General features: G+C 67.4%; 20 protein-coding genes, 1 tRNA gene and 2 pseudogenes. 13 read left to right on the top strand and 10 right to left on the bottom strand.

Annotation, left to right across the window (positions count from 1 at the left end; all coding sequences use genetic code 11):
* Window positions 1-505: 505 nt before the first annotated feature.
* The gene (locus HDA41_RS16685) at window positions 506-1,537 is read right to left on the bottom strand and encodes a helix-turn-helix domain-containing protein (protein ID WP_311772145.1); all 1,032 of its coding nucleotides are present in this window, start codon (window positions 1,535-1,537) and stop codon (window positions 506-508) included.
* Window positions 1,538-1,613: 76 nt separating this feature from the next.
* On the opposite strand from HDA41_RS16685, the gene HDA41_RS16680 reads away from it, so the two are divergent.
* On the top strand, window positions 1,614-3,404 hold the full coding sequence (locus HDA41_RS16680) for an ABC transporter ATP-binding protein (protein WP_184984758.1): 1,791 nt from the start codon (window positions 1,614-1,616) through the stop codon (window positions 3,402-3,404).
* A complete protein-coding gene (locus HDA41_RS16675; protein ID WP_184984756.1) occupies window positions 3,401-5,116 on the top strand; it encodes an ABC transporter ATP-binding protein in 1,716 nt (571 codons plus the stop codon). The genes HDA41_RS16680 and HDA41_RS16675 overlap by 4 nt, the downstream gene beginning before the upstream one ends.
* A gap of 1 nt (window position 5,117) precedes the next feature.
* Here HDA41_RS16675 and HDA41_RS41240 read toward each other — a convergent pair.
* Both HDA41_RS41240 and HDA41_RS16670 read right to left on the bottom strand, forming a co-directional pair.
* Window positions 5,118-5,285: pseudogene (locus HDA41_RS41240) on the bottom strand (adenosylhomocysteinase); the annotation flags it as partial.
* A 483-nt stretch (window positions 5,286-5,768) separates the two neighbouring features.
* On the bottom strand, window positions 5,769-6,305 hold the full coding sequence (locus HDA41_RS16670) for a hypothetical protein (protein ID WP_184984754.1): 537 nt from the start codon (window positions 6,303-6,305) through the stop codon (window positions 5,769-5,771).
* 240 nt (window positions 6,306-6,545) lie between these two features.
* On the opposite strand from HDA41_RS16670, the pseudogene HDA41_RS16665 reads away from it, so the two are divergent.
* Window positions 6,546-7,428 (top strand): annotated as a pseudogene (locus HDA41_RS16665) (IS481 family transposase); the annotation flags it as partial.
* A gap of 104 nt (window positions 7,429-7,532) precedes the next feature.
* On the opposite strand, the gene HDA41_RS16660 reads toward HDA41_RS16665, so the two are convergent.
* The 7 genes from HDA41_RS16660 to HDA41_RS16630 all read right to left on the bottom strand — a co-directional run bounded on the left by HDA41_RS16660 (window position 7,533) and on the right by HDA41_RS16630 (window position 14,055).
* Window positions 7,533-7,979 (bottom strand): PIN domain-containing protein, encoded by a 447-nt coding sequence (locus HDA41_RS16660; protein ID WP_184984752.1) that lies wholly within the window; start codon window positions 7,977-7,979, stop codon window positions 7,533-7,535.
* Window positions 7,976-8,242 carry a hypothetical protein gene (locus HDA41_RS16655; RefSeq protein ID WP_180685965.1) on the bottom strand — a complete coding sequence of 89 codons (267 nt, stop codon included), beginning with the start codon at window positions 8,240-8,242 and terminating at the stop codon, window positions 7,976-7,978. The genes HDA41_RS16660 and HDA41_RS16655 overlap by 4 nt, the downstream gene beginning before the upstream one ends.
* 216 nt (window positions 8,243-8,458) lie before the next feature.
* Window positions 8,459-8,533, bottom strand: a tRNA-Arg gene (locus HDA41_RS16650).
* A 537-nt stretch (window positions 8,534-9,070) separates the two neighbouring features.
* A complete protein-coding gene (locus tag HDA41_RS16645; RefSeq protein WP_184984750.1) occupies window positions 9,071-12,313 on the bottom strand; it encodes a restriction endonuclease in 3,243 nt (1,080 codons plus the stop codon).
* A 482-nt stretch (window positions 12,314-12,795) separates the two neighbouring features.
* The gene (locus HDA41_RS16640) at window positions 12,796-13,176 is read right to left on the bottom strand and encodes a hypothetical protein (protein ID WP_184993453.1); all 381 of its coding nucleotides are present in this window, start codon (window positions 13,174-13,176) and stop codon (window positions 12,796-12,798) included.
* Window positions 13,176-13,601: an ATP-binding protein gene (locus HDA41_RS16635; protein ID WP_184984748.1), complete on the bottom strand. Its 426-nt coding sequence runs from the start codon at window positions 13,599-13,601 to the stop codon at window positions 13,176-13,178. Before HDA41_RS16635 ends, HDA41_RS16640 begins: the two co-directional genes overlap by 1 nt.
* Window positions 13,602-13,647: 46 nt before the next feature.
* Window positions 13,648-14,055 (bottom strand): NUDIX hydrolase, encoded by a 408-nt coding sequence (locus HDA41_RS16630; RefSeq protein WP_184993451.1) that lies wholly within the window; start codon window positions 14,053-14,055, stop codon window positions 13,648-13,650.
* A gap of 107 nt (window positions 14,056-14,162) precedes the next feature.
* On the opposite strand from HDA41_RS16630, the gene HDA41_RS16625 reads away from it, so the two are divergent.
* The 10 genes from HDA41_RS16625 (at window position 14,163) to HDA41_RS16580 (ending at window position 21,083) form a co-directional block, all read left to right on the top strand.
* A complete protein-coding gene (locus HDA41_RS16625) occupies window positions 14,163-14,951 on the top strand; it encodes a GntR family transcriptional regulator (RefSeq protein WP_020274970.1) in 789 nt (262 codons plus the stop codon).
* Between the two features lie 167 nt (window positions 14,952-15,118).
* Window positions 15,119-15,475 carry an SCO3933 family regulatory protein gene (locus tag HDA41_RS16620; protein WP_030851889.1) on the top strand — a complete coding sequence of 119 codons (357 nt, stop codon included), beginning with the start codon at window positions 15,119-15,121 and terminating at the stop codon, window positions 15,473-15,475.
* The gene (locus tag HDA41_RS16615) at window positions 15,475-16,851 is read left to right on the top strand and encodes an FtsK/SpoIIIE domain-containing protein (RefSeq protein WP_184984746.1); all 1,377 of its coding nucleotides are present in this window, start codon (window positions 15,475-15,477) and stop codon (window positions 16,849-16,851) included. Before HDA41_RS16620 ends, HDA41_RS16615 begins: the two co-directional genes overlap by 1 nt.
* Before the next feature lie 79 nt (window positions 16,852-16,930).
* Window positions 16,931-17,590, top strand: a complete 660-nt coding sequence (locus HDA41_RS16610) for a DUF2637 domain-containing protein (RefSeq protein WP_184984744.1) — start codon at window positions 16,931-16,933, stop codon at window positions 17,588-17,590.
* Window positions 17,591-17,602: 12 nt separating this feature from the next.
* Complete coding sequence (locus HDA41_RS16605; RefSeq protein WP_184984742.1) at window positions 17,603-17,794, top strand: mobile element transfer protein; 192 nt, start codon at window positions 17,603-17,605, stop codon at window positions 17,792-17,794.
* Between the two features lie 15 nt (window positions 17,795-17,809).
* Entirely contained in the window at window positions 17,810-18,004 is a 195-nt protein-coding gene (locus tag HDA41_RS16600) for a hypothetical protein (protein WP_184984740.1), read from the top strand.
* Between the two features lie 25 nt (window positions 18,005-18,029).
* Entirely contained in the window at window positions 18,030-18,275 is a 246-nt protein-coding gene (locus HDA41_RS16595; RefSeq protein WP_184984738.1) for a SpdD protein, read from the top strand.
* 153 nt (window positions 18,276-18,428) lie between these two features.
* A complete protein-coding gene (locus HDA41_RS16590; protein ID WP_184984736.1) occupies window positions 18,429-19,724 on the top strand; it encodes a replication initiator in 1,296 nt (431 codons plus the stop codon).
* On the top strand, window positions 19,717-19,929 hold the full coding sequence (locus tag HDA41_RS16585) for a helix-turn-helix domain-containing protein (RefSeq protein WP_040252376.1): 213 nt from the start codon (window positions 19,717-19,719) through the stop codon (window positions 19,927-19,929). The genes HDA41_RS16590 and HDA41_RS16585 overlap by 8 nt, the downstream gene beginning before the upstream one ends.
* Window positions 19,929-21,083, top strand: coding sequence for a tyrosine-type recombinase/integrase (locus HDA41_RS16580; RefSeq protein ID WP_184984735.1), 1,155 nt, complete (start codon window positions 19,929-19,931; stop codon window positions 21,081-21,083). The genes HDA41_RS16585 and HDA41_RS16580 overlap by 1 nt, the downstream gene beginning before the upstream one ends.
* Window positions 21,084-21,480 lie beyond the last annotated feature (397 nt).

The following is a 21,480-nucleotide window of genomic DNA, read 5'->3' as shown; positions in this document are numbered from 1 at the left end:
CATGCCGGGTGATGCTGTCCTTGCAGGTCAGCACCACCCGGTGTGATCGCTGGGCCTGCTCCTGGTCGCTCGTGCTCCACCGTCCGCTCACGCATCGCTCACGCGTGGAGAGAAGAGCGCGCTGTTTCCAGGTAGGGGCGGTGTCTCACCTTGTGTGATTGAGGGACGGGAAAAGAGCGCGGGCAAGGTCCGGATCCGGTACGACGAAGATGCCGTCCGTTTCCACCAGGAGGGTGGAGGGGGTCTGTTCTGGGCAATGGAGCCCGTCACCAAGATCTTGCGGCCGTCGGTTCCCGTGACTCGAGCGCTCGCCCGCAAGGGGGTCGCCAGGGGCACCGGCCCGTGGTAGCGCATCCGGAGTGAGATGGTCATGCCCAGGTTGCCGGCCGCGGCGCATGCCTACCCCATCAGTTCGTCGAGGAGCATGGCGCTGACGCCGCCGTGGCCGTAGCCGGGTGGTCCTTCGTGCGCGATGCCCAGATCGCACCGTCCCATGAAGCCGCCGTCAGTCGGAGCCACCCGCATCGGCGGCGCGAGCGGACTGCCGGCGCCGGTGACGGGACCGTCCATGCGTACCCTGCCCGGGAACTCGTCCACCTCGGGCATCTCCGCCGGTTGGCGGCGGTGGCCGGTGCGGCCCGTCGAAACGGGAGGCTGGGGCATTGCCCCATCGTGCCGAGAGGCGTGGCACGTGGTCCACCCACGCCATGTCGGCCGTCGCGATGAGCGACTGGGCGGCCACGGTTGCGGGGGTCACACCGGTGAACGCCACGACGTCCCGGTGCAGATGCGACTGGTCGGCGTAGCCGCAGTCGGCCGCGACCCTGGCCGCCTCCTGGCCCCCGGCCAGGCGGGTGGCGGCCCAGTCGAAGCGGACGAGCTTCACGGCGCGCTTGGGCGGCAGGCCGAGCTGCGCGTGGAAGCGGGACCACAGGCGCTTGCGGCTCCAGCCCAGCTCGTCGGCCAGCCCCTCGACCCGCACCTGGCCGTGCCCGGCGACGATACGGTCCCAGGCCCAGGCCAGCTCCGGCTCGATGGCGGGCCCCGCGGCGGACAGCCGGGCGAGGAACGATTCGACGAGTGCGAAACGTTCCTCCCACGAGGCAGTCCCGGCCAGCTGCTCGCGTAGCCGGGCTGCCGGCCGCTCTCCCCACAGGTCGTCCAGGGCCACCACGGAGCTCTCCAGCTCAGCAGGGCCCACGCCCAGCACGGCGCGCGCGATGGCGGGAGACAGGCGCACCTGCACCCACTCGACGTTCGCGGCCCGCACCCGCGCCGCACCGCCGACGCCGAACCCGAGCCCGGTGACAAGGCTGCCGCGATGCTGCCGCCCCGTCGACTCGTCGATGCCGAGCGCCGCCTCGCCGCAGGCCAGCGCCAGCGTCAGCACGGGGTGCGGGTCGAGCCGGTGGTCGACCGGAGCCGGGCCGCGGTCGCGCAGCCCCGCCAGGACGACGCCGGGTACGCGGCCGGGCCGGGCCGGGCGCGTGACCTGCCACACGGGGGCAGCGACGCGCTGGCGCACGGCAGTTGACATGCGTCCATGCTACGGGCCCGCCCGGACGGAACATTTCTTCAATCCAGCGGGCCGCAGCCGCGGCGAAGGTGAGCGCATGACTTCCACCGGAACCACCGCGCCGCCACCACCGGGCGTGGCCCGTCTATTACGCCCGTACGCGGGCGGCTTCGCCGTCGTCGTCGTCCTGCAGGTCATCGGCGCTGTCGCCGGCCTGGCGCCGCTGCTCGCGGTCGTCGAGCTCGGCCGTACGCTGCTGGCGCCGGGGCCGGCCGACGACGGGCACGTGCGCGACGTCGTGATCGCGGGTGCGGCGGGGCTGCTCGTACGGCTGCTGTTCACGGCCGCCTCGTCCGGCATCGGGCACCTCCTCGACACCCGGGTGCAGCTGTCGCTGCGCCGGCAACTCGCCGCGCGGCTCGGGCGGGTGCCGATCGGCCGGCTCGCGCGGCGGCGCAACGGGGAGCTGGCGAAACTGGTGGGTGAGGACGTCAGCGCCGTGCACCCGCTCATCGCCCACACGCCGGGCGAACTGGTCTCCGCCTTCGTGGTGCCGCTGGTCTCGCTCGGCTACCTCCTCACCGTGGACTGGCGGCTGACACTGATCACGCTGCTCCCCGTGCTGCTGGCGGTCGCGCTGGTGCCGCTGATGATGACCCCCACGCGGCTGCGCGAGCAGAAGGAGTTCGACGCCGCGATGGGGCGGATCTCGGCGTCGGCGGTCGAATTCGTGCAGGGCATCGCGGTGGTGAAGGCGTTCGGCGGGTCGGAGCGGGCGCACGGCAATTTCCGTACCGCGGTGGGCGACTTCACCCGGAGCTTCTACCGGATGGTGCGCGGTCTTTCCGGGGTCGCCGCCGGGATGCAGGTGGCGCTGTCGCCGCCGTTCGTGCTGCTGGCGGTGCTGGTCGGCGGCGCGTACCGGATCACCGGGGGCGGGCTCGCCCCGGCGGACCTGCTGCCTTTCCTGCTTCTCGGCCTCGGGCTGACCGCGCCCGTGGCCGCGCTCGGGCACGGCTTCGACGACCTGCAGGCCGCGCGGCGCGCCGTCGGCCGCATCCGGGACGTACTCGCCGAGCCGTCGCTGCCCGAGCCCGTACGGCCGGTGGCGCCCGAGGGACACCGCGTGGAGCTGCGGGACGTCCGCTTCGGGTACGAGGGTGCCGAGGCCGGGCGCGAGGTGCTGCGCGGGATCGACCTGGTGCTGGAGCCGGGGACGATCACCGCCGTGGTCGGGCCGTCCGGCAGCGGCAAGTCCACGCTGGTGCAGCTGCTGCCGCGGTTCTACGACCCGACGCACGGCTCCGTGCTCCTCGGCGGCGTCGACCTGCGTGAGGTGGGCAGCCAGGAGCTGTACCGGCGGGTGTCCTTCGTCTTCCAGGACGTCCGGCTGCTGCGCGCCTCGGTCGCGGACAACATCGCCCTCGCCGTCCCGCACGCCGACCGCGACGCCGTTGTCCGCGCCGCCCGCCGGGCGAGCATCCACGACCGCGTTCTCGAACTGCCCCGCGGCTACGACTCGGTGATCGGCGAGGACGCCCGCCTCTCCGGCGGCGAGGCGCAGCGCGTCTCGATCGCCCGCGCCCTGCTCGCAGACGCCCCCGTCCTGGTCCTCGATGAGGCCACCGCCTTCGCCGACCCGCAGACCGAGCAGGCGGTGCGTGAGGCGCTGGCGCAGACCCGGGAGAAGCGGACGACGCTGGTCATCGCCCACCGCCTGGAGACGATCGCCGACGCCGACACCGTCGTGATGCTGCGCGACGGCGAGATCGTGGAGCGGGGCACGACCGCGGAACTCCTCGCGCGGAACGGCGCATTCGCCGAATTCTGGAAGATCCACGCCGGTGCCATGGAAGCCGGTGCCATGGAAGGGGAAGAGGCCCGATGATCAGCACACTGCTGCGTGTGCTCGGCCACGAGTACGCCGGGCCGGTGCGCCGCACCGTTGCCCTGATGACGGCGACCGCCCTCGCCGAGGGACTGTCGTACGCCCTGCTGGTGCCCGTGCTGCGCGCGCTCTTCGGCAGCACACCCGAGGACGCCCGGCCCTGGCTGGCCGCCTTCGGCGCGGCGGTGGCGGTCTATGCGGTGCTGCGATACATCAGCGACCGCTCCGGTTTCCGCGTGGGCACGACGATGCTGCACGGCATGTACGAGCGCCTCGGTGAACACCTCGCCCGGTTGCCCATCGGCTGGTATCAGCCCGGCCGCACCGGCGAGGTGTCCGTCCTCGCCAGCCAGGGCGTGTTGCAGGCAATGAGCGTGATCGCGCACCTGCTGGCGCCGTTCATCTCCGCCTGTGTGACGCCGCTGACGATCGTCGCCGTGATGCTCGCCGTCAACTGGCAGCTGGGGCTTGCCGGCCTGGCTGCTGTGCCGTTGGTAGCCGCGGTCCAGCTGCGCACGGCCCGCGCGACGACGGCGACCGACACGGAGCGCGTGGAACGCGAGCGCGCGGCCACCGGCCGCGTCATCGAGTACCTCCAGGCCCAGCCGGTGCTGCGCGCCGGCGGCCGCACCGGCGAGCGGTTCGGTTTGCTGGACGACTCCCTGAAGGAACTGCGCCGCGCCTCGCGTCACTCCACCCTTTCGGCGCTGCCAGGTGTGCTGGGTCTTGCGGTCACCGTGCAGGCGGTGTTCACCGCGCTGCTCGCACTCGGTGCGTACCTCGCCCTCGGCGGGGACATCGGCGCGGCCGAGGTGCTCGCAGTCCTGGTGCTCGCCGCCCGCTGCGCCGACCCGCTGCTGTCCCTCGCCGAGATGAGTGGTGGCATCCGCGCCGCCCGCGCCGAACTCAACCGCCTCGACGACGTCCTCAACACCAAGCCGCTGCCGGAGCCTCGCGCGCCGCGCGAACCGGCCGGTCACGACGTCGCGTTCGACGCGGTCACCTTCCGGCACGGTGACCGCACGGTGGCCGACGGGGTGACGCTGTCCGTACCCGAGGGCCGGCGGCTCGCCGTCGTCGGGCCGTCGGGCGCGGGCAAGACGACGCTGCTGCAGCTGCTCGCCCGCTTCTACGACGTCGACGCGGGCGCGGTGCGGATCGGCGGCGTGGACGTACGGGAAATGGACACTGCGGCGCTGATGGCGCGGATCGCCATCGTCTTCCAGGACGTCTACCTCTTCGACGGCACGATCGAGGAGAACGTGCGCCTCGGCCGCCCGGACGCCACCGACGCCGAGGTACGGGCCGCGGCCGCCGCGGCCCGTCTCGACGAGGTGATCGAGCGGCTGCCCGGCGGCTGGTCGGCGGACGTGGGCGAGGGCGGGGCGCTGCTGTCGGGCGGCGAGCGGCAGCGCGTCTCCATCGCCCGCGCGCTGCTGAAGGACGCGCCGATCGTGCTGCTCGACGAGGTCACTTCGGCCCTGGACCCGGTGAACGAGGCGGCCGTGCACGCCGGCATCGAGGAGCTGATGGCGGGCCGGACCGTGGTGCTGGTGGCGCACCGCATGGGGACCGTGCGCCGGGCCGACCGCGTCGCCTTCCTGGACGCCGGGCGGGTGGTCGAACAGGGCAGCCACGAGGAGTTGCTGCGACGCGCCGGCCGGTACGCCGCGTACTGGGACCTGTCCCGGGCCGGGGCGGCACGGGACTGAGACGGCCGTGCGGGTTGTCGCCCCGGCCGCGCAGGGCCTCGGCGGAGAAGACGACGGAACGGCCGACGAGGAAGTCCTCGGGATCCTTCAGCGGAGATCGGATTACGGAGATCACCGGGCAGCGGAGTTTGTCGTGGTCGGCGTAGCGGCGGTGGTCGTTCTCGGTGTCCGGGCGCCCGGTCGAGCCGCGCGACGTACCGCTCGCGTTGGGTCATGCCGATCCGTCGGATTCTTGGGGGATCAAACTCTGTCCGCTCACGCAAACGGCCCCGGCCAAGGAGTCCGAGGCCGAGTGGGAGCCCTCTCTGGGGAAGAACCCCAGGTCAGAGCGGTAATGCGTTGTGCCCCCGGCAGGATTCGAACCTGCGACACCCGCTTCAGGAGAGAGGCGGGGACGTCTCGCCCGTGACCTGCGACTTTTCCGACCGGGCCAGCGGGCACGGTTGTGCCCGCGGGTGCCGGTTACTGACCATGGTTGACCCTTGTATCTGGCACGGCAGTGGCACGCGAGGACTCCTTGCGTGCCGGGCCCGGACCGGGTTGCTCTACGAGAGAACTACATCACTGAAGCCTCATCTGAGGGAGAGCCGCCAATTGCGATCGGTGGCGGGGCAGTCGAACAGCCCACAGTGAGTCCTTCGCACCTCACAAGTCAGAGGTTCTTGGCGCCCGCCTCGTAGTCCTTTGCCTGAGTAGGTGTCAGGAGTTTCGACACACGGACGAGGATGCCGCCGGTGATGTAGTGGTACTCGGTCGCGCTGGGCATGGACTTGGCGATCGTCTCGATGTACTCCGCCCGAGATTTCGCCTCCTCCTCGGTCTTGAACACTTCGACGCTGCCGCCGCGCTCAATTGCGTCATTGTCCAGACCCTCGACGTCCGCGGAGGAGACACGGCTGTCGGCGAAGGCGGCCTTACTGGTGTAGCCTCCCGGCCGCCCGAGCAGGTGGTTCGGGTCGTTGGCCTCGGTATAGACCTGAGTGAGCTTCAACTCCGGGATGGACTTCCCCAGCGCTGCCACGGCCTGTTGTGCGGTCAGTACCCCTGGCTTCTCGGCCGGGGCTACGGCCGCGGAGCTTGTGCCCTTCGGAGATGCGCTCGACGAGGTGTCGCTGGAGCCGGTGGAGCTACAGCCGACCAGCAGTGTTCCGGCGAACGCGAACCCAGCTATGGTGGTGCGAATGTGCATGATCCCCCCAAGGGTGTGCAGGTGAGGGCACATTACATCGCCGTATCGCCCTCTCCCTCCTGGAAGCGAGACCTCTGCCACGCTGTGCAAGGGGCAAGTCAGTCTGTGCTGTGGGCCTTGTCCGGCCCCGGTAGATGCTTGACTTCGGTCCCAGCTGATGGTTGACAGTGGCCGTGATCGGCTTTTCTGTGCGCGTCGTTGCGGTGCGTGTGGGGAGGCCGGGATTAGCGCTGGTCGCTGGGGGTGTCGCGGCAGACGGTCAGCGTGTGGAAGTCCCGGTATGAGGCCGCGGGTCTGGCGGACCGGTCACGCAGACCGGCCTCGTGTCCGCATCAGGTGTCTGCCGAGGTGGAGGCGGTCGTGTGTGAGCTGCGGCGTAAGCATCCTCGCTGGGGTCCGCGGCGGATCGCTCATGTGCTGGAGGGGTCCGGGGCGGTGGCGCCGGTGCCGTCGCGGATGACCGTGTACCGGATCCTGGTGCGGCATGGGCTGGTGGAGCCGGGGCGCGGCGGAGGAAGCGGTCGGATTACAAGCGCTGGCAGCGGGACCGTGCGATGCAGTTGTGGGCTGATGGACATTCGGCGGGGTGATGCTGGTCAACCCGGTAACGGGTGAGTTGTCCGAGGCGAAGGTCGTGACCGGTGTGGATGATCATTCCCGGTCCTGCGTGATCGCGTCGGTGGCCGAGCGGGCGACGGGGTGGGCGGTCTGCGCGGCGTTCGCGCGGGCTTCGCAGAGGTGCGGGGTGCCGGAGGAGGTGCTGACGGACAACGGCAAGCAGTTCCCCGACCGGTTCGGGCAGGGTGGTGAGGTGTTGTTCGACCGGATCTGCCGGGAGAACGGGATCGCGCACCGGCTGACGCAGCCGGCGTCGCCGACCACCACGGGCAAGGTCGAGCGGTTCCATCAGACGTTGCTGCGTGAACTCCTCCACGATTGCGGTGCGTTCGACAGCGTCGGGGCGGCTCAGGCGGCGCCGGATGCGTGGGTGGAGGAGTGCAACTCCTCACGTCCGCATCATGCCCTGGACATGCAGTCTCCGGCCGAGCGGTTCACGCCGGCGCCCGAGCAGGAGCGGGACGTACTGGGCCTGAGGGTGCCCGGGGTGCTCGTGCTGGTGCCGCAGCAGCGGACGCCTCCAGCGGAGTTGGATCAGGCTGAGGCGGAGCTTGTTGGCTGCTCGGGGGAGCCGGCGAGTGGTCGGGGTGAGGCGCGGGCGGCGTCTCGTCAGACCTTCTCGACTCGTACGGAGTGTCCCGCGAGGAGTTGATTCATGTCGTCAGTGTCGGAGGTGAAGACGGTTGCCTGAGCTCCCCGCGCGGCTTCGCGCCCGGCCACAGCTGCCAGAATGGCGTCGATGGCGTACTTGTGCCCATGCAGGCCGGCTGCCTTCAGCATGTCGCGCGCCATGGTGATCACCTGGTCGTCCGTGTGCACGACGCGGATCCGGGACAGTGTCCAGTTCCACAGTGCCTGCCTCGAGGTTTCGCGAAGGTCCCATGCCTCCAAGGTCGTGAGCGCCGAGGTGACAATGGGGATGTCGAGTCGCGGAGCAGTCTTGATCAGCGCAGTCATCTCCCGATCGCCCTGGACCGCCTTGGAGAGAGCCTCGGAGTCGAACACGAAGACGCGCTGCCGCGGCCGGTGCAGCTTCGCTCGGGCGGTGCGGCTCACGCGGCCTCGTCCGAATGCGATCGCTGTTCGTCATGCCAGCCGTCGATAGCGGCGATGCGGTCTAGCGCTGCTTGCTGTTCGTCGTCCGTCACGGCGCCGTGCTCTTCTTCGAGGCGCTCGGCCAACTCGCGCAGTCGGTCCATGGCGTCCTGGTGAGCGGCGGCGGCGGCGATGTAGCCGGAGACCCCACGGGCGTCGACGCGCTCCTTGATCGATTCCACCAGCTCTTCCGGCACGGTGATGGTGATCTTCCGGGTTGCCATACTTTAAGTATGCCATGCTCTGTGTGGTGTGGCCGGCTCTTTGGAGAAGTCGCCTCCGCGGTGTAGGAGGAAGATGTTCGCCGGACGCTGATCCAGTGGGCGACATTCGAAAGGTCAACTCCCCGCCAGCTCACGCAAACGGCCCCGGACGGAGCCCGAGGCCGAGTAGGAGCCCTCCCTGGGGAAGAAACCCCAGGTCAGACCGGCAATGCATTGTGCCCCCGGCAGGATTCGAACCTGCGACACCCGCTTTAGGAGAGAGGCGGGGGTATCGCGCCGGTGACCTGGGGCTTCGATGACTCGTGAGATGCCCAGCAACTCAACCGCCAGACACCCTCGTTGACCGTGGCTGACCGCTGCATCTGGCACGACAGTGGCACGAACCTCAGGCTACGACAGCCAGCCATGACGGCTGGTGCGCCGACCGACCAGGTGCGCGTGTGCCTCGCTGCAGCCCCACCGCCCTCAGCCACGCTATCGGCTTGTGTCGTCAACTAGAGCAACCCGCGACGGCCGGCCCCGTGACGACGGAGCGTGAGCTATCAGCTTGGGAAGCTGCGAGCATTTCGACTCGTTTGGGCGCTGAGCTGGGCGAGCGGTTAAGCGGCGACCCAGTCCGCGGCGCGCTCTTGCACCGGAACCCCCGCTGTTCCCCGCTCGATCAGGTGCTGTTGTAGTACGGAGGCTGGCTGACTACAGCCCCCGAGCCCGCAGCGTCCCGTCGAACACTTACCCGACGGCATGCCTCGTCCACGGCAAGTAGGCGACCCTGGCAGTGCTGCCGCCGCGGTCAGCGAGGGTCGGCACCGGCTGCGGCTCAGTGGCGCCCTAGGGCTCAGACGTTTCGGTCTCGCCATGGAAGCGTTTGAGCATGACCCTTGCCCAGCTCTTATCATACGACTCGGCAATATCTCGGAGTGCCTGATGCCGTTCCTCTTCCGCGACGGGTCCGTCTAGATATTCAGTAATTACGAGTGCGGCCCTGTGGATATCAGATGACAGAGTGTCGGCGCCGCTTCCCGGTTTAGCTACACCCTCCTTGAGCAAGGCGAAAATAGCATCCTTTTCGTCATTGAAGGATGCTTCGAAGCTCGCCAAGAATGCCTCATTACTTTCTAGCAGGGGGAGGCTCCAGATTGTCCATGCCGAGAACCTGCGCATCTCCGATGATGGGTGATTCAAGAGAAGTCGAATGAGCTTCATCAAAGCCGCACACACATCGTCCATGCTGAACTGAGAAAAAGCCGAAGCCCAGCACAGCGCCCACATGACGGGAAATATCCGCTCCTCCTTTTCCTCGTCAAGCAGCGTCGACATTAGAAGTGGGCTAACCTCTGCGGCAATTCGATCAACCCTTGGAATGTCCGACAGGCGAAGCTCTGGCCATTCGTCCGCCATTCCACTGTCAAGATAATCTTCTTCCCATACCGCAGCCTCGTCGTCTGAGACCTCTGCCTCGATGTCCTCGACTGAATCGACCACCTCCTCCTCATCGAGCCCCCTTGGACGCCGCGCTCGGAAACTCATGTGCATAGCGGTGGTGCAGGCAACCACGTGAGTTCGCAAATCAGGGTTCCCTATACCGGAAACCACGGCCGCTAGAAGCGATTCCCCGTGAAGGTCATGTTGATCGATATGGCTGATCGCGAGAGCGTGAGAATAATCAGCTCGTTCCCGCGGGTTCCCCATTTCGTAGCCAGCGAAAGCGATTTCTTCTATTTCGCGAGCAAACTTAGTCTTCCGAAGAGCAACAGCAGGATTTGCCATGTGGGTACCATGGCGGAGCAGAATGTCAATGGCCTCGCGAACCAATACGGGCGGGATGAGCACCTCGTCAGAGAGGCACTGCAACAGGTTGTCATAGGGGGGATAGCTGTCGGCCTTCTTGTAAAGCCCTCGCTCCGTGACCCCGAGCTCTTCCGTCTTGCGCATCAATAGCTCCACCAGAGCCTTGGCCTCACGAGGGCTTGAGAGCGACGCAGCAAGCGGTACTACCTGCTGCCAGGACGCATCAGCGACTCGCGACTCCAAAATTTCACTAGTAGACAGGTATTCGCCACGCTGCGGGAGGTATGAGTGAACGGTTGCCAGAGCGGCCAAGTACTCCTGAAACGTCAGGTGCTTGAATTCAAAGAGCGGACGTATTTGCCCTTCCTCGGCGACATGGCCACTTTGCACCAATAGACTACTTCTATCTTCAACGCGCTCGATTAGCTCCCCTGAGGAAATGCGTGCATATCCAAGAACTTCAGGCATCTCGCGACGGGCATCGTCGAGGATCCCTCTCAATCTTCTGGCGCTGACAGACTGCTCCTTATTTGACATCATAACGAAGGCAGCGTAGGCCAACTGAGGTATTACTTCTTCCTGATCTAGAGGAGCGCGAGCCTCGGTATTCCACGTCATGAGTAGAACTTCGATCGCTTTTCCGTATAGAATGCTCCGGCGAGAAGGGAGCTCCCCCAACCAGCGTCTAACTAGCAATAGTGTGGTCAGGAGCAATGGATTAACAGCCAGTTGTCGAACTCGCCCGTTCGAAAGCACTGCTTCGGCGAGTTCGCGTCCTGCTGTTTCCGAGTCACCCACTACTTCTCGATGCCAGGCCGAGCAAAGCTTTCTAATTCCGGTAGATGAAAGATCAGAGATACGGAAGAGCTGGCAAACACTCGACATAGCACCGGATACGACTCTGAAGCCAGCTTCTCTGGACGTTACGACTACTCGCACTTGCGGATATGTCCCGATGAAAGTGCGCAACTGGGCTGCGAAAGTTGCTCTATCACTCGGGTCGTTGATTTCGTCCAGCCCATCAACAAGAAGGATAGCCTCACCTCCTTTAAGGAGCTGGGCAACAAGTTGCTCAAATGTCTCTGACAAGTCTGGGCGTTCGGCATTATTCATGAGACTGCCGAGGGAAGTCAGGATAGGAGATCTTACGTGAGGCCCCAGCTGTCGACAACGGATAAGCAGAGGAAACCAGTTCTCATCTGGAAGAGCGTCGTTGACTTCCGAGCGTCGACCGAATCCACCGTAGGCTACGGCGAGCCGCTTCAAGAGGGTCGTTTTTCCTCCCCCGGGCGGTGAGAGTAGAGCTAGGTGCCTATCTGCACTCAGAGCTTCAGCAAAGGGGATGCGCTTAACCTGCTCTTCTTCAGCCTCCTCCCCCCCGGAAACGTAAGCCCGTTCTACATAAGTGGGTACATAGAGAGACTCCAGTCGTATGCGCCTAGAGCCAAGGTTTTCATCCGCTGGAAGCCCTTCCAGGGTAATTTCTCCACACTCCCGTGCAATATAGGATAGATACTCATCGCGGGCTTCCTGGCGATTCTCTTCGGCTCCTTTGCTCAGCCCTCTTGGGTGTAGATACTTTCGTTGTTGGAAAATTCCTTTGTGGGACTCATCGCTTTGGAGTACTTGCTCCACTAGGTCGAGGCTCAGGCGGTGCCCGTCCGCATGAACGAGTGTAAAAAGAGAATCCTCGCCATCGACAGAGAAAAACATGGCCCATATCCACCCGATTTCGTGGGCAAGGATCATGGATCTTTTAGAGAGTCTTGCGTCCGCAGGGAGATCCGTGCACGAACCTGCGACCAAAGCGGCTTGACTCCGCGTGACGATTACCCGGCCTCGTATTAGCTCCTCTACCACCTGCTGGCCGTCTAGCAGGGTCATACGGCCCTGGGCCTCTCTCTCCTGCTCTAGGGCTGTTACTTTATAACCGCTAAGAGAGATAAAGTATGCGGAAATCGGTGCAGAAGACTTCCTCCTTTCAACTTCGACGGCTCCGGCAAATTTGTTGAGTTCGTCGCCGCCGATCTTTTCGGACTTTGCCTTACACTCGGCAACCAAGAGCCGATCTTCGGTCCTGTGAGTTGCTGTGACGTCCAACTCTCGGCCGCTCTTGTGCAGGTTGAGCACACAGTCTTCATAGCCCAGGGTGTGGAAAACGTCCTGTATGAGACGGCCAAATAAATCTCCACGCTTATTGTTATCGGCCTCCAGGATTTCTATAGCGAAGTCACCCACGGTGAGTATCCCGTCCCTTTCTTCTTTTTGTGGCGCCAGGGGCATGGACTAAAAATCCTTTCAGGAACGCGCGGCTCGCATGGGTCTTGTTGCCATACCGTTACCTCGTAGGCCTCATGAGCGACAGGGGGGGGTGAGTGTCGTTGTTGTGTGCACCTTGCGTGCTACCGCTTGTCCAACTCGCGAAGGTCGGTGGAGCGGCTTTGGGGTGGCGCTGCTTTGGCGCGAGTGATCATGGCCCCGTAAGCTTCCGGCGCGTCGGGCAGTCTGTGGACCTGCCCGGTAAAGCACGACGTTGGGGCCATGATCTTCGAGGCTCGCGCCAAAGTGGCTCCGTAAAGCCGTGGAGCCGACCGCCCCAGCCACGACGTACCGTTCTCTGACGGCAGGCGGCTGATTGCTCAGTAGCGGTACGGGCGCCGGCCGGGCTGGAGCGGGGCGGAGACAGGAGCGCAGGCCCGGCCGGGGGCCGGGCCGCGTGCGGTGAGCGGAGCGAGCCGCCTTGAACCAGTAGAGAAAGTTGTAACTCAGTCTGTGGTGCGGGGCGTGAAGCCGTATGCGCAGGCTGGAAGTTGCACGCCTTGGCGGTGGGCCAGCGGCAGGAAGACCACTGGCCGGATCGTCCAGGTGATGCGGGTGCTGGCGTGGTTCACAGAGACCGTGCAGGCTTCCATGCGTAAGAGGGCTCGTCGCGTATCGATGCGACCGTCGTAGAGCCAGGTCCAGGCCTCGTCAGAGGCGTCCGGGTCGAGTGCCGGTGAGATGGTGCGCAGGGCGACCGCTACCCATCTGTCCGCCTGTGGTGCCGAGTAGGCGTCGAACGATGCTCGGAGTGCCGGCCACCCTGTCTCGTCGTTGAGGTCCTGCGTCCAGCACTCGCACCAGAATCCCCGCTGGGGCTTGTCCATCAGCACGGGTGACCTTCCGGCTGGGTGTCCGTGAAGAGTTCGGCGGTGACGGTGTAGCCGCTGTGGCTGCCGTGGACGACGACCCGGTGTGCGATGACGCTGACCATGCCCAAGCCGCGGCCGTGTACCGCGTCCTGGTCCTGGTGCTCGACCTTCGGGGCGGTGCCCGTCCCTCCCTCGTCGGTGACCGACAGGGCGACCACCTTGGGGGAGACCGCGAGGGCCAAGTGGAAGCTGCCTTCCCCGCCGCTTGCCGTGTGGAGGATCGCGTTCGCGCTCAGCTCGCTCACGATCAGTTCGGCGTCGTCGGCCAGGGGGGATCCCCGCAGGATGTCCCGTGTCCAGCGGCGGGCCCGACTGACCTCTTCCGGAAATCCTGGGCAAGTGAGTCCCCAGACCCGGGCGGTGCTCGTATACTCGTGCATACAAGTTCCTTCGTGCTGGTAGGCCGCCATGTGCAGCGGGTTCGCGCTAGACGAGTTTCACGCCATCGTGGGCGCGGATGGCCGGCGGGGATACCGCGTCGAGTGCGTCCAGGACGCGGATCGCGTATGCCTCGTCGGTGAGTTCGATGACCTCTTCACGGGTGGCCCAGCGCAGTGCGCGGGTCTCGTCCCCGGTGGTGGGCGTGCCGTCGGCGGCCTCACAGCGGAAGACCATGGAGACGATCAGGCCCGTCATGTTCTTGTAGATCCCGGTCAGAGTCGCGGGAAGCCCGATCTTGATGCCGGTCTCTTCGAGAACTTCGCGCTGAAGGGCCTCGGGAATGGTTTCCTCGCGTTCGAGGATGCCGCCCGGGGGTTCCCAGTGGCCGTTGTCGCGGCGTTTGATCAAGAGGGCCCGGCCCTGGTCGTCGACGATGACTCCGGCGACGCTCACGGAGTGCGGACGGTCGGTGCTCACGTTCCTCTGCCCTCTCGGATGGCTAGGCTCTCCACCGTAGCAACAAAGCTCGCCCACTCGTCTAGATACCTAAAGGAGTACACGTGCCCTCTCTTTCCTCCGGCCTCCTCGGCGATCTCGACCCCACGAGCGATCGTGCGGTCTTCCGGCAGATCGCCGACCAGCTGCGCGAGGCCATCGACCGTGGGCGGTTCAAGGAGGGCGAAAAGCTGCCCTCCGAGGCGGAGCTTGTCGAGCATTACGGGGTTTCCCGTATGACGGTTCGAAACTCCTTCTCCGTCCTCCAGGGCGAGGGCCTGGTGCACGCCGAGCACGGCAAGGGCGTCTTCGTGCGACCACGACCGCCTGTACGGCGGCTCGCCTCCGACCGGTTCGCCCGGCGCCACCGCGAGCAGGGAAAGTCCGCGTTCATCGTGGAGGCCGACGCCGCCGGCAGTCACCCGCAGGTGGACAGCCTGGAGGTCAAGGAGGAGAAGGCCAGTCAGGACGTCTCCACCCGGCTCGGGTCCGTGCGGCGGGTGCTGGCCCGGCGCCGCCGGTATCTGCTGGACGGGCGGCCGGTGGAGTTCGCCACCTCGTATCTGCCGCTCGACATCGCGCGCGGTACGCCGATCGCCGAGCCGAACCCCGGGCCCGGCGGCATCTATGCCCGGCTTGAGGAGCTGGGGCACCGCCTCGACCACTTCGAGGAAGAGATCCGTGCCCGGATGCCCTCGCCTGATGAGGTGCGAACGCTGCGGCTGGCCTCCGGCGTGCCGGTCATTCACCTGATCCGGACCGCGTTCGACCAGGAGGGACGGGCCGTGGAGGTCTGCGACACGGTCATGGCGGCCGACGCCTACGTCCTGTCGTACCAGCTCCCGGCGACGTGAGCGCCTGATCGGCGGTGGTGCGCGGGGCCTGCTTTCCCGAACTCGTACACCCCAACAGGCTTACTCGTATAGACGAGTGGGCAAGTTGTGTAGCAAGGTGGTTGCCGTTCCCGGAGATCGGGTTCGAACACCGTATCTTGTATAGACGAGTGGATGGGAAGAAGTTCTTGCGCACCATCCGTGTAGAGACCTCCGCCGCAACGATCCTGCTGACCGAGGCGCCCGAGCCCAAGGTCCGCGACCGGCAGACCGGCGAGATCGCCAAGGACGCCACCAGCGGAGAGGCCCTGATGACGATCGGCGTCGTCTACCTGGAGGACGGCGAATCGTCGCTGATCAAGGTCACCGTTCCGGAGAGCGGAGTGTCCGAGGGGCTGACGCTCGGGGCTCCGGTCTCGCTGCCGGGTCTGGTGGCCCGGCCGTGGGAGAGCGTCTTCAACGGGCAGCAGCGCCACGGCATCGCCTACCGCGCCGCCGCCGTGACTCCGGCCGCGTTCCCGGCCGCCACCGGGGCCGCTGCCTGATGACCGACCTGACGACACTCCTGGAGGTGGGTGGTCCTGTCGCCGCACTCGGCGGCGGGGCCGCCTACGCCCGGGCCAAGCATCCCGGGGTGTACTGGTCCACGGTCGGTCTGCCGATATCCACGGCCCGGCTCCTCAGCTCGTACGGCTCGGTCATGGAGGCCTGCGGCCTGACCGTGGCTCCGTCCCGGCTGCGGATGCTGGCGGTCAAGGCCACCACCCGCCGTGAAGTCCGTCCCGTACCGCCGCGTCGCGGCATCATCCGGCCCACATCGACAGGGCTGCGGCTCCGGCTCCGGCTCGCTCCGGGACAGGAACCGGCCGATGTCGCCGCCTCGGCGGAACGGCTGCGGCATGCCTGGGGCGTTCATGCGGTGTACGTCTCGACGGTCAAGCCGGGTGTGGTCGAACTGCGTCTTGTCGGCTTCGATGTCCTGCACCGGGTGCGGATGCCGCGCAAGATCGACATTGGATTGCTGAGCGTTCCGGTTGCCCTGCGGGAGGACGCCACGCCCTTCGTGCGCGACTACCGGACTGTGCCCCACCAACTCACCCTCGGCGCGACGCTGTCGGGCAAGTCCATGTATCTGCGGCACCTGATCGCCGGACTCGCCTCTCAGCCGGTCGCCCTGGTCGGCATCGACTGCAAGCGTGGTGTGGAGCTGGCGCCGTTCGCTCCTCGGCTGTCCGCGCTGGCTACCGATCCGGAGCAGGCCGCCGAGCTGCTGCCCGTGCTCGTGAAGGAAATGGAGGACCGCTACGACCTGATCAAGGCCCGGCAGGGCATCGCGCCGGACACTCCGGCCGAGGAAATCACTTCGGACGTCTGGGGACTGCCCGAGTCCGAACGCCCCGTTCCCCTCGTTCTGTTCGTGGACGAGGTCGCTGAACTGTTCCTCGTCGCCACCAGGAAGGACGAGGAACGGCGGGACGAGATGGTCACCCAGCTCATCCGGCTCGCCCAACTCGGTCGCGCGGCTGGCATCTACCTGGAGGTCTGCGGGCAGCGCTTCGGCGCCGAGCTGGGCAAGGGGGCCACCATGCTGCGAGCGCAGTTGACCGGCCGCGTCTGCCACCGGGTGAACGACGAGGCCTCCGCGAAGATGGCGCTCGGCGATATCGCACCCGAAGCGGTCACGGCCGCCTGCGCCATCGCCCCCGAACGGCCCGGCCTCGCCGTGGCGGGCGACACCTCAGGCGGCTGGTCCCGCATCCGCACGCCGTACTTGTCGCTGGGCGACGCGGCCGAGACCTGCCGGGAGTCGGCCCACCTGGTTCCCGACCTGCCCGCGCTCAAGCCTTTCCGGCCCGATGTGCCCGTACGGCCCGTCGAGACACCGGGCCCGGCGGTGCGGCCCCGACCGGTGACCGACTGACCCGCGCAACCTCGGTCGGCGTGACCGCCTCACGCCCTGTCCCTACCCCTCCCATGCCCGAACCGGAAGGAGCCGCAGCATGCGTGCCCACCTGGCCCGCGTCGATGCGGTGCTCGTTCAGGCGGTCATCGCCGCCGCGCTGTCCTTCGCCCACCTCCACGACGTCGCCTCGGCGGCCGGACAGGACGGGTGGAAAGCGTGGGCCTACCCGATCAGCGTTGACCTGCTGCTCGTTGCTGCCTGGCGCCGACTGCGCTCCGGGGAGGCGAAAGCGGCCGGGTGGTGCTGGTTCCTGATCGCACTCGCCGCGTCCCTCGGAGCGAACGTGGCCACAGCCGGACTGCTCGACCTGGACCACGTGCCGGCCTGGCTCCGCATCCTCGTCGCGGGCTGGCCCGCGGTCGCTTTCCTTGGCGGAACCCTCCTAGTCCACTCGCCGCCGGCGTCGCCCGACGAGACCGGGAACGCCGTGGCCCAACAGGAACCCGAGGACATCGAGAACCAGGACGACGAGCCCGATCCTGCACCAGAACCACCGATGCCACCGGCGGCCGACCCGGCACCCGCTCCACCGTCGGCCCCGCCTCCGGTCGCCGTCCCGGCCGCCCTGGTCGAGCACGCCCGCAAAGTCGCCGCCGAGCACCACGCCCGCACCGGAACGGCCATCGACACCCCAACCCTGCGTACCCGCCTCGGCGTTCCGCCGCCCATGGCCGACGCCATCGCTGCCCAGCTCTGAGAGGAGACCCACGTGAGCGTCAACCGCCGTTTCCGCTCCGTCACCCGCATCGGCCCCGTCCAGGTCGGCACGTCCTACGACGGTCGCGGCCGGGAGAAGCACACCGCCGCCTGCACAGCCCCGCGCTGCGGCTTCTCCGCCGACTACGACAGCCGCGCTGCCGCCGAGCTGGCCGCCCGTACCCACCGCTGCCCCGTCCGCTGAAAGGACCCGGAAACCGTGACCGTCAGCCTGCCGCTCGTCGTCGTCCTCGGCTTCTTCGCCTGGGGAGCGGTCAAGTTCCTCGGCGTCCGCACGTGGATTGTCGTCCTGATCGCCCTCTTCGGCTTCTGGCTCTCGCACACGTTCATGGCTCCGGCCATCGAGTCCGGTACGCGCTCCGGCGTGAACATCGTCAACGGCTCACATGACTAGACGAGTAGGTAAGGAGAGCTTTGCTGTGTTCCTGCCCAAGTACCCCGGCAGCCCGACACTGCCGCCCGCATACCCCCACACCGTTGCCGATCAGGCCCCCGCGCGGCGTCCCGCCCCTCAGATCTCCGTCAGCACGGGAGCGGTCGCGGCTGTCCTCGTCGGCGGCGTCGTGCTGACCGCACTCCTGGCCGCCGTCGCCGTCACGGCTGTCTCCGTGGCCGTCGCCGCCGTGGTCCTGCGCTCGATGCTCCGCGACCAGCACCGCCGCTGACACACCAGACCCCCGGGGCGGCCTCGATACCGCCAAGCATCCGCCGCCCCGGGGGCCCTCTCCCTCCAGCCGAAACCAGAAGGAGAAGTCATCATCACCCGCGCCACTCCGCCCCCGCTCCACGAACTCGGCGAACTGGCCGCCCTCGGCACCATGCCCGCACTCCTGCGCCAGCTCGCCGGCCTCGGCGGCTGCACACACCCGATCCGCCTCGACGGCCACCGCACCGAGTACGACGTGAACACCCGCACCGGCGAGATTGGCAACGTCCTCCACCACCTCGACTCCTCCAGCCTCCCGGCCGGGCACCTCTTGGTCCGCTGCAACAACCGCCGCACGACCCGGTGCGCGGCCTGCGCCGAGGTCTACCGCCGCGACACCTTCCACTTGATCACCTCCGGCCTTCGCGGCGGCAAGGGCGTCCCCGAACGCGTTGCCGCACATCCGCGAGTGTTCGCCACCTTCACCGCGCCGAGCTTTGGCCCGGTCCACAACCGCCCCACTGGCCCGGCCGGTTCGGTCCGCCGCTGCCGCTGCGGCACGCTCCACGATCAGGACGACCCCGCACTCGGCACCCCGCTTGACCCGGACACCTACGACTACGAAGCGGCCGTGCTCTGGAACGCGCACGCCGGTCCCCTGTGGCGGCGCTTCTCGACCTACCTGCGCCGGGAGGTCGCCAAGTGCGCCGGACTGACTCAGCGCGCCTTCCGCGAGCACGCCCGGGTGTCTTTCGCCAAGGTCGCCGAGTACCAGAAGCGTGGCACCGTCCACTTCCACGCCGTCATCCGCATCGACGGCCCCGAGGGCGGGGACACCCCGCCTCCCGCCTGGGCCACCGCCGAGCTGCTGACCGACGCCATCCGCGCCGCTGCTGTTGCGGTTCGGGTGGAGGGCCCCGTCATCGACGGCCGCGCGCACGTCTTCACCTTCGGCCGTCAGCTTGACGTACGCACCATCCGCTCGGTCGACTTCGACGGTGGCCAGGAGCTGAGCGAGCGGGCCGTTGCCGCGTACATCGCCAAGTACGCGACCAAAGGCGCCGAGACCGCCACGGGAGCCCTGGACCGGCCGCTTAAGTTCCTCGCCGAACTCGCCCAGCTCGACATCAGCGACCACGCCCGCCAACTGATCCGCACGGCTTGGACGCTCGGCGCCCGGAAGGACCTCGAGCACCTCCGCCTGCGGGCCTGGGCCCACATGCTCGGCTTCCGTGGCCACTTCTCCACAAAGTCCCGTCGCTACTCCACCACCCTCGGCGCCCTCCGTGATGCCCGCGCCGAGTGGCGCCGCGCACAAGCCGCCGAAGCGACCGAGACCGGCCCGGACACAACCCTCGTCCTCGCGCACTGGGTCTACGCCGGAACCGGCCTCACCGACGCCGAAGCCTGGCTCGCCGAAACCCTCGAACCCGCCCTCGGAACGGAAGGAGAGTCCACCCATGGCTGACCGCTACCTGACCGTGTCGCAGGTGGCCGAACTCCTCGGCACCACGGAACGCTTTCCGCGCCGTCTGATCGCCGAGCGACGCATCGTGTTCGTCAAGGTCGGCCGACACGTCCGTATCCCGGAGAGCGCACTGAACGCCTTCATCGACGCCCATACGGTGCAGCCGATCGGCCATCGGCGCAGCTCCCTGCGGAGGGCTGCCTGATGGCCAACAAGAAGGGGAGGCGACGGGACTTCGGTTCGGTCCGGCAGCTTCCGTCCGGCCGGTGGCAGGTCCGCTACCGGGACCCGGAGACGGGGCAACTGCGCCCGGCGGAGAAGACCTACCCGACCAAAACAGACGCCCAAGTCGCGCTGACGCACATCGAGTCGGACATCACGCGCGGACAGTGGTCGGACCCGGACGCCGGGGCGGTGAACTTCGAGGAGTACGCCACCGCGTGGCTGCGGGACCGAAAGCTTGCTGACCGCACCCGCGAGCGGAACGAGTCGGTGATGCGGCTGCACATCCTGCCCACCTTCGGGGCCGGGAGCGTGGCCGACGTGACCACGGCCCGGGTACGCAGCTGGCGCGGCAAGCTCCTCGGGGCCGGCCTCGGTGAGCCGACGGTCGTCAAGGCGTACCAACTGCTGCGCGCCCTGATGAATACGGCCGTCGACGACGAACTGATCCGGCGCAACCCGTGCCGCATCAAGGGCGCAGACCGCTACGACGTGCCCGAGCGGCCGGTCCTCACGGTCGCGGAGGTCTTCGCCGTTGCCGACTCCATCGCGCCGCGCTACCGGCTGCTCGTGCTCCTGGCGGCCTTCACCATGCTGCGGTTCGGGGAGCTGGCGGCCTTGCGACGCCGGGACATCGACCTGGAGGCGCTGACTGTCACTGTGCGCCGCGCTCAGGCCGAGTTGCAGGACAGCCGCCTCTTAGACAAGGCGCCGAAGTCCGCGGCCGGGGTTCGTTCCGTCTCCTTTCCGGCCGAACTGCTGGACGCGGTCAGGCATCACCTGGAGCACTTCGCCGCTCCCGGCCGCGACGGGCACGTCTTCGTCGGGCCGCAGGGCGGGCAACTGCGGCGGAGCAACTTCCGGGACGACTGGGTTAAGGCCCGGAAGGCTGCGGGCGTCACGGCCGAGCTGCACTTCCACGATCTTCGGCACACGGGCAATACGCTCGCCTCCACGGCCGGGGCCAGCACACGGGAGCTGATGACCCGCATGGGGCACAGCAGCTCCAGGGCCGCGCTGATCTACCAGCACATGACCAGCGACCGGGACAGGGCCATCGCGGACAGCCTCGGGGCCATGATCCGGGGCGGCGGGGGAGTGGCTTCAGGTTCCCCAGGGGACGCCGAGCGGACGTAGTGGCACGCGTGTGGCACGGCGCCTGAAACGGCTAAGGGCCAGCCTGGGAGGAAACCCCTCCTGAGCTGGCCCTTCTGGCTGTGCCCCCGGCAGGATTCGAACCTGCGACACCCGCTTTAGGAGTTTTCTCTGATCAAGGTCGTGACCTGGGGAAACTCCGCCATGACCGCGTTTGACCTGGAGAAACATGTCTCGGTGATTCTTGCAGGTTCCCAGGGTTTCCCGGCCTCATGTGTGCTGAATCCGTTCCGGGCCGACTGCAGGGGTCGACCTCGTGCCACAGGTCGCGGGCGCGCGCGGCGTGGCCAGGGGGAGGCACAAGACGCGGAGGAGTACGCGCCCGGGTGGTGGATCATCACCCCGTTCACGGGGCCCCAGTTGCCGTGCTGGTCGCGGT

Source organism: Streptomyces caelestis (assembly GCF_014205255.1).
In the GTDB taxonomy this organism is placed as follows: Bacteria; Actinomycetota; Actinomycetes; order Streptomycetales; family Streptomycetaceae; genus Streptomyces; species Streptomyces caelestis.
The sequence above is the reverse complement of the archived record's forward strand: the minus strand, read 5'-3'. Positions and strand labels throughout refer to the sequence as shown.

Excerpts from the sequence above, each read along its gene's own strand:
- HDA41_RS16585 (WP_040252376.1), top strand. The coding sequence starts at position 19,717 with ATGGCTGACCGCTACCTGACCGTGTCGCAGGTGGCCGAACTCCTCGGC.
- HDA41_RS16680 (WP_184984758.1), top strand. The coding sequence starts at position 1,614 with ATGACTTCCACCGGAACCACCGCGCCGCCACCACCGGGCGTGGCCCGT.
- HDA41_RS16685 (WP_311772145.1), bottom strand. The coding sequence starts at position 1,537 with ATGTCAACTGCCGTGCGCCAGCGCGTCGCTGCCCCCGTGTGGCAGGTC.
- HDA41_RS16640 (WP_184993453.1), bottom strand. The coding sequence starts at position 13,176 with ATGGACAAGCCCCAGCGGGGATTCTGGTGCGAGTGCTGGACGCAGGAC.
- HDA41_RS16635 (WP_184984748.1), bottom strand. The coding sequence starts at position 13,601 with ATGCACGAGTATACGAGCACCGCCCGGGTCTGGGGACTCACTTGCCCA.
- HDA41_RS16615 (WP_184984746.1), top strand. The coding sequence starts at position 15,475 with ATGACCGACCTGACGACACTCCTGGAGGTGGGTGGTCCTGTCGCCGCA.
- HDA41_RS16670 (WP_184984754.1), bottom strand. The coding sequence starts at position 6,305 with ATGCACATTCGCACCACCATAGCTGGGTTCGCGTTCGCCGGAACACTG.
- HDA41_RS16590 (WP_184984736.1), top strand. The coding sequence starts at position 18,429 with ATGCCCGCACTCCTGCGCCAGCTCGCCGGCCTCGGCGGCTGCACACAC.
- HDA41_RS16655 (WP_180685965.1), bottom strand. The coding sequence starts at position 8,242 with ATGGCAACCCGGAAGATCACCATCACCGTGCCGGAAGAGCTGGTGGAA.
- HDA41_RS16675 (WP_184984756.1), top strand. The coding sequence starts at position 3,401 with ATGATCAGCACACTGCTGCGTGTGCTCGGCCACGAGTACGCCGGGCCG.
- HDA41_RS16645 (WP_184984750.1), bottom strand. The coding sequence starts at position 12,313 with ATGCCCCTGGCGCCACAAAAAGAAGAAAGGGACGGGATACTCACCGTG.
- HDA41_RS16580 (WP_184984735.1), top strand. The coding sequence starts at position 19,929 with ATGGCCAACAAGAAGGGGAGGCGACGGGACTTCGGTTCGGTCCGGCAG.
- HDA41_RS16610 (WP_184984744.1), top strand. The coding sequence starts at position 16,931 with ATGCGTGCCCACCTGGCCCGCGTCGATGCGGTGCTCGTTCAGGCGGTC.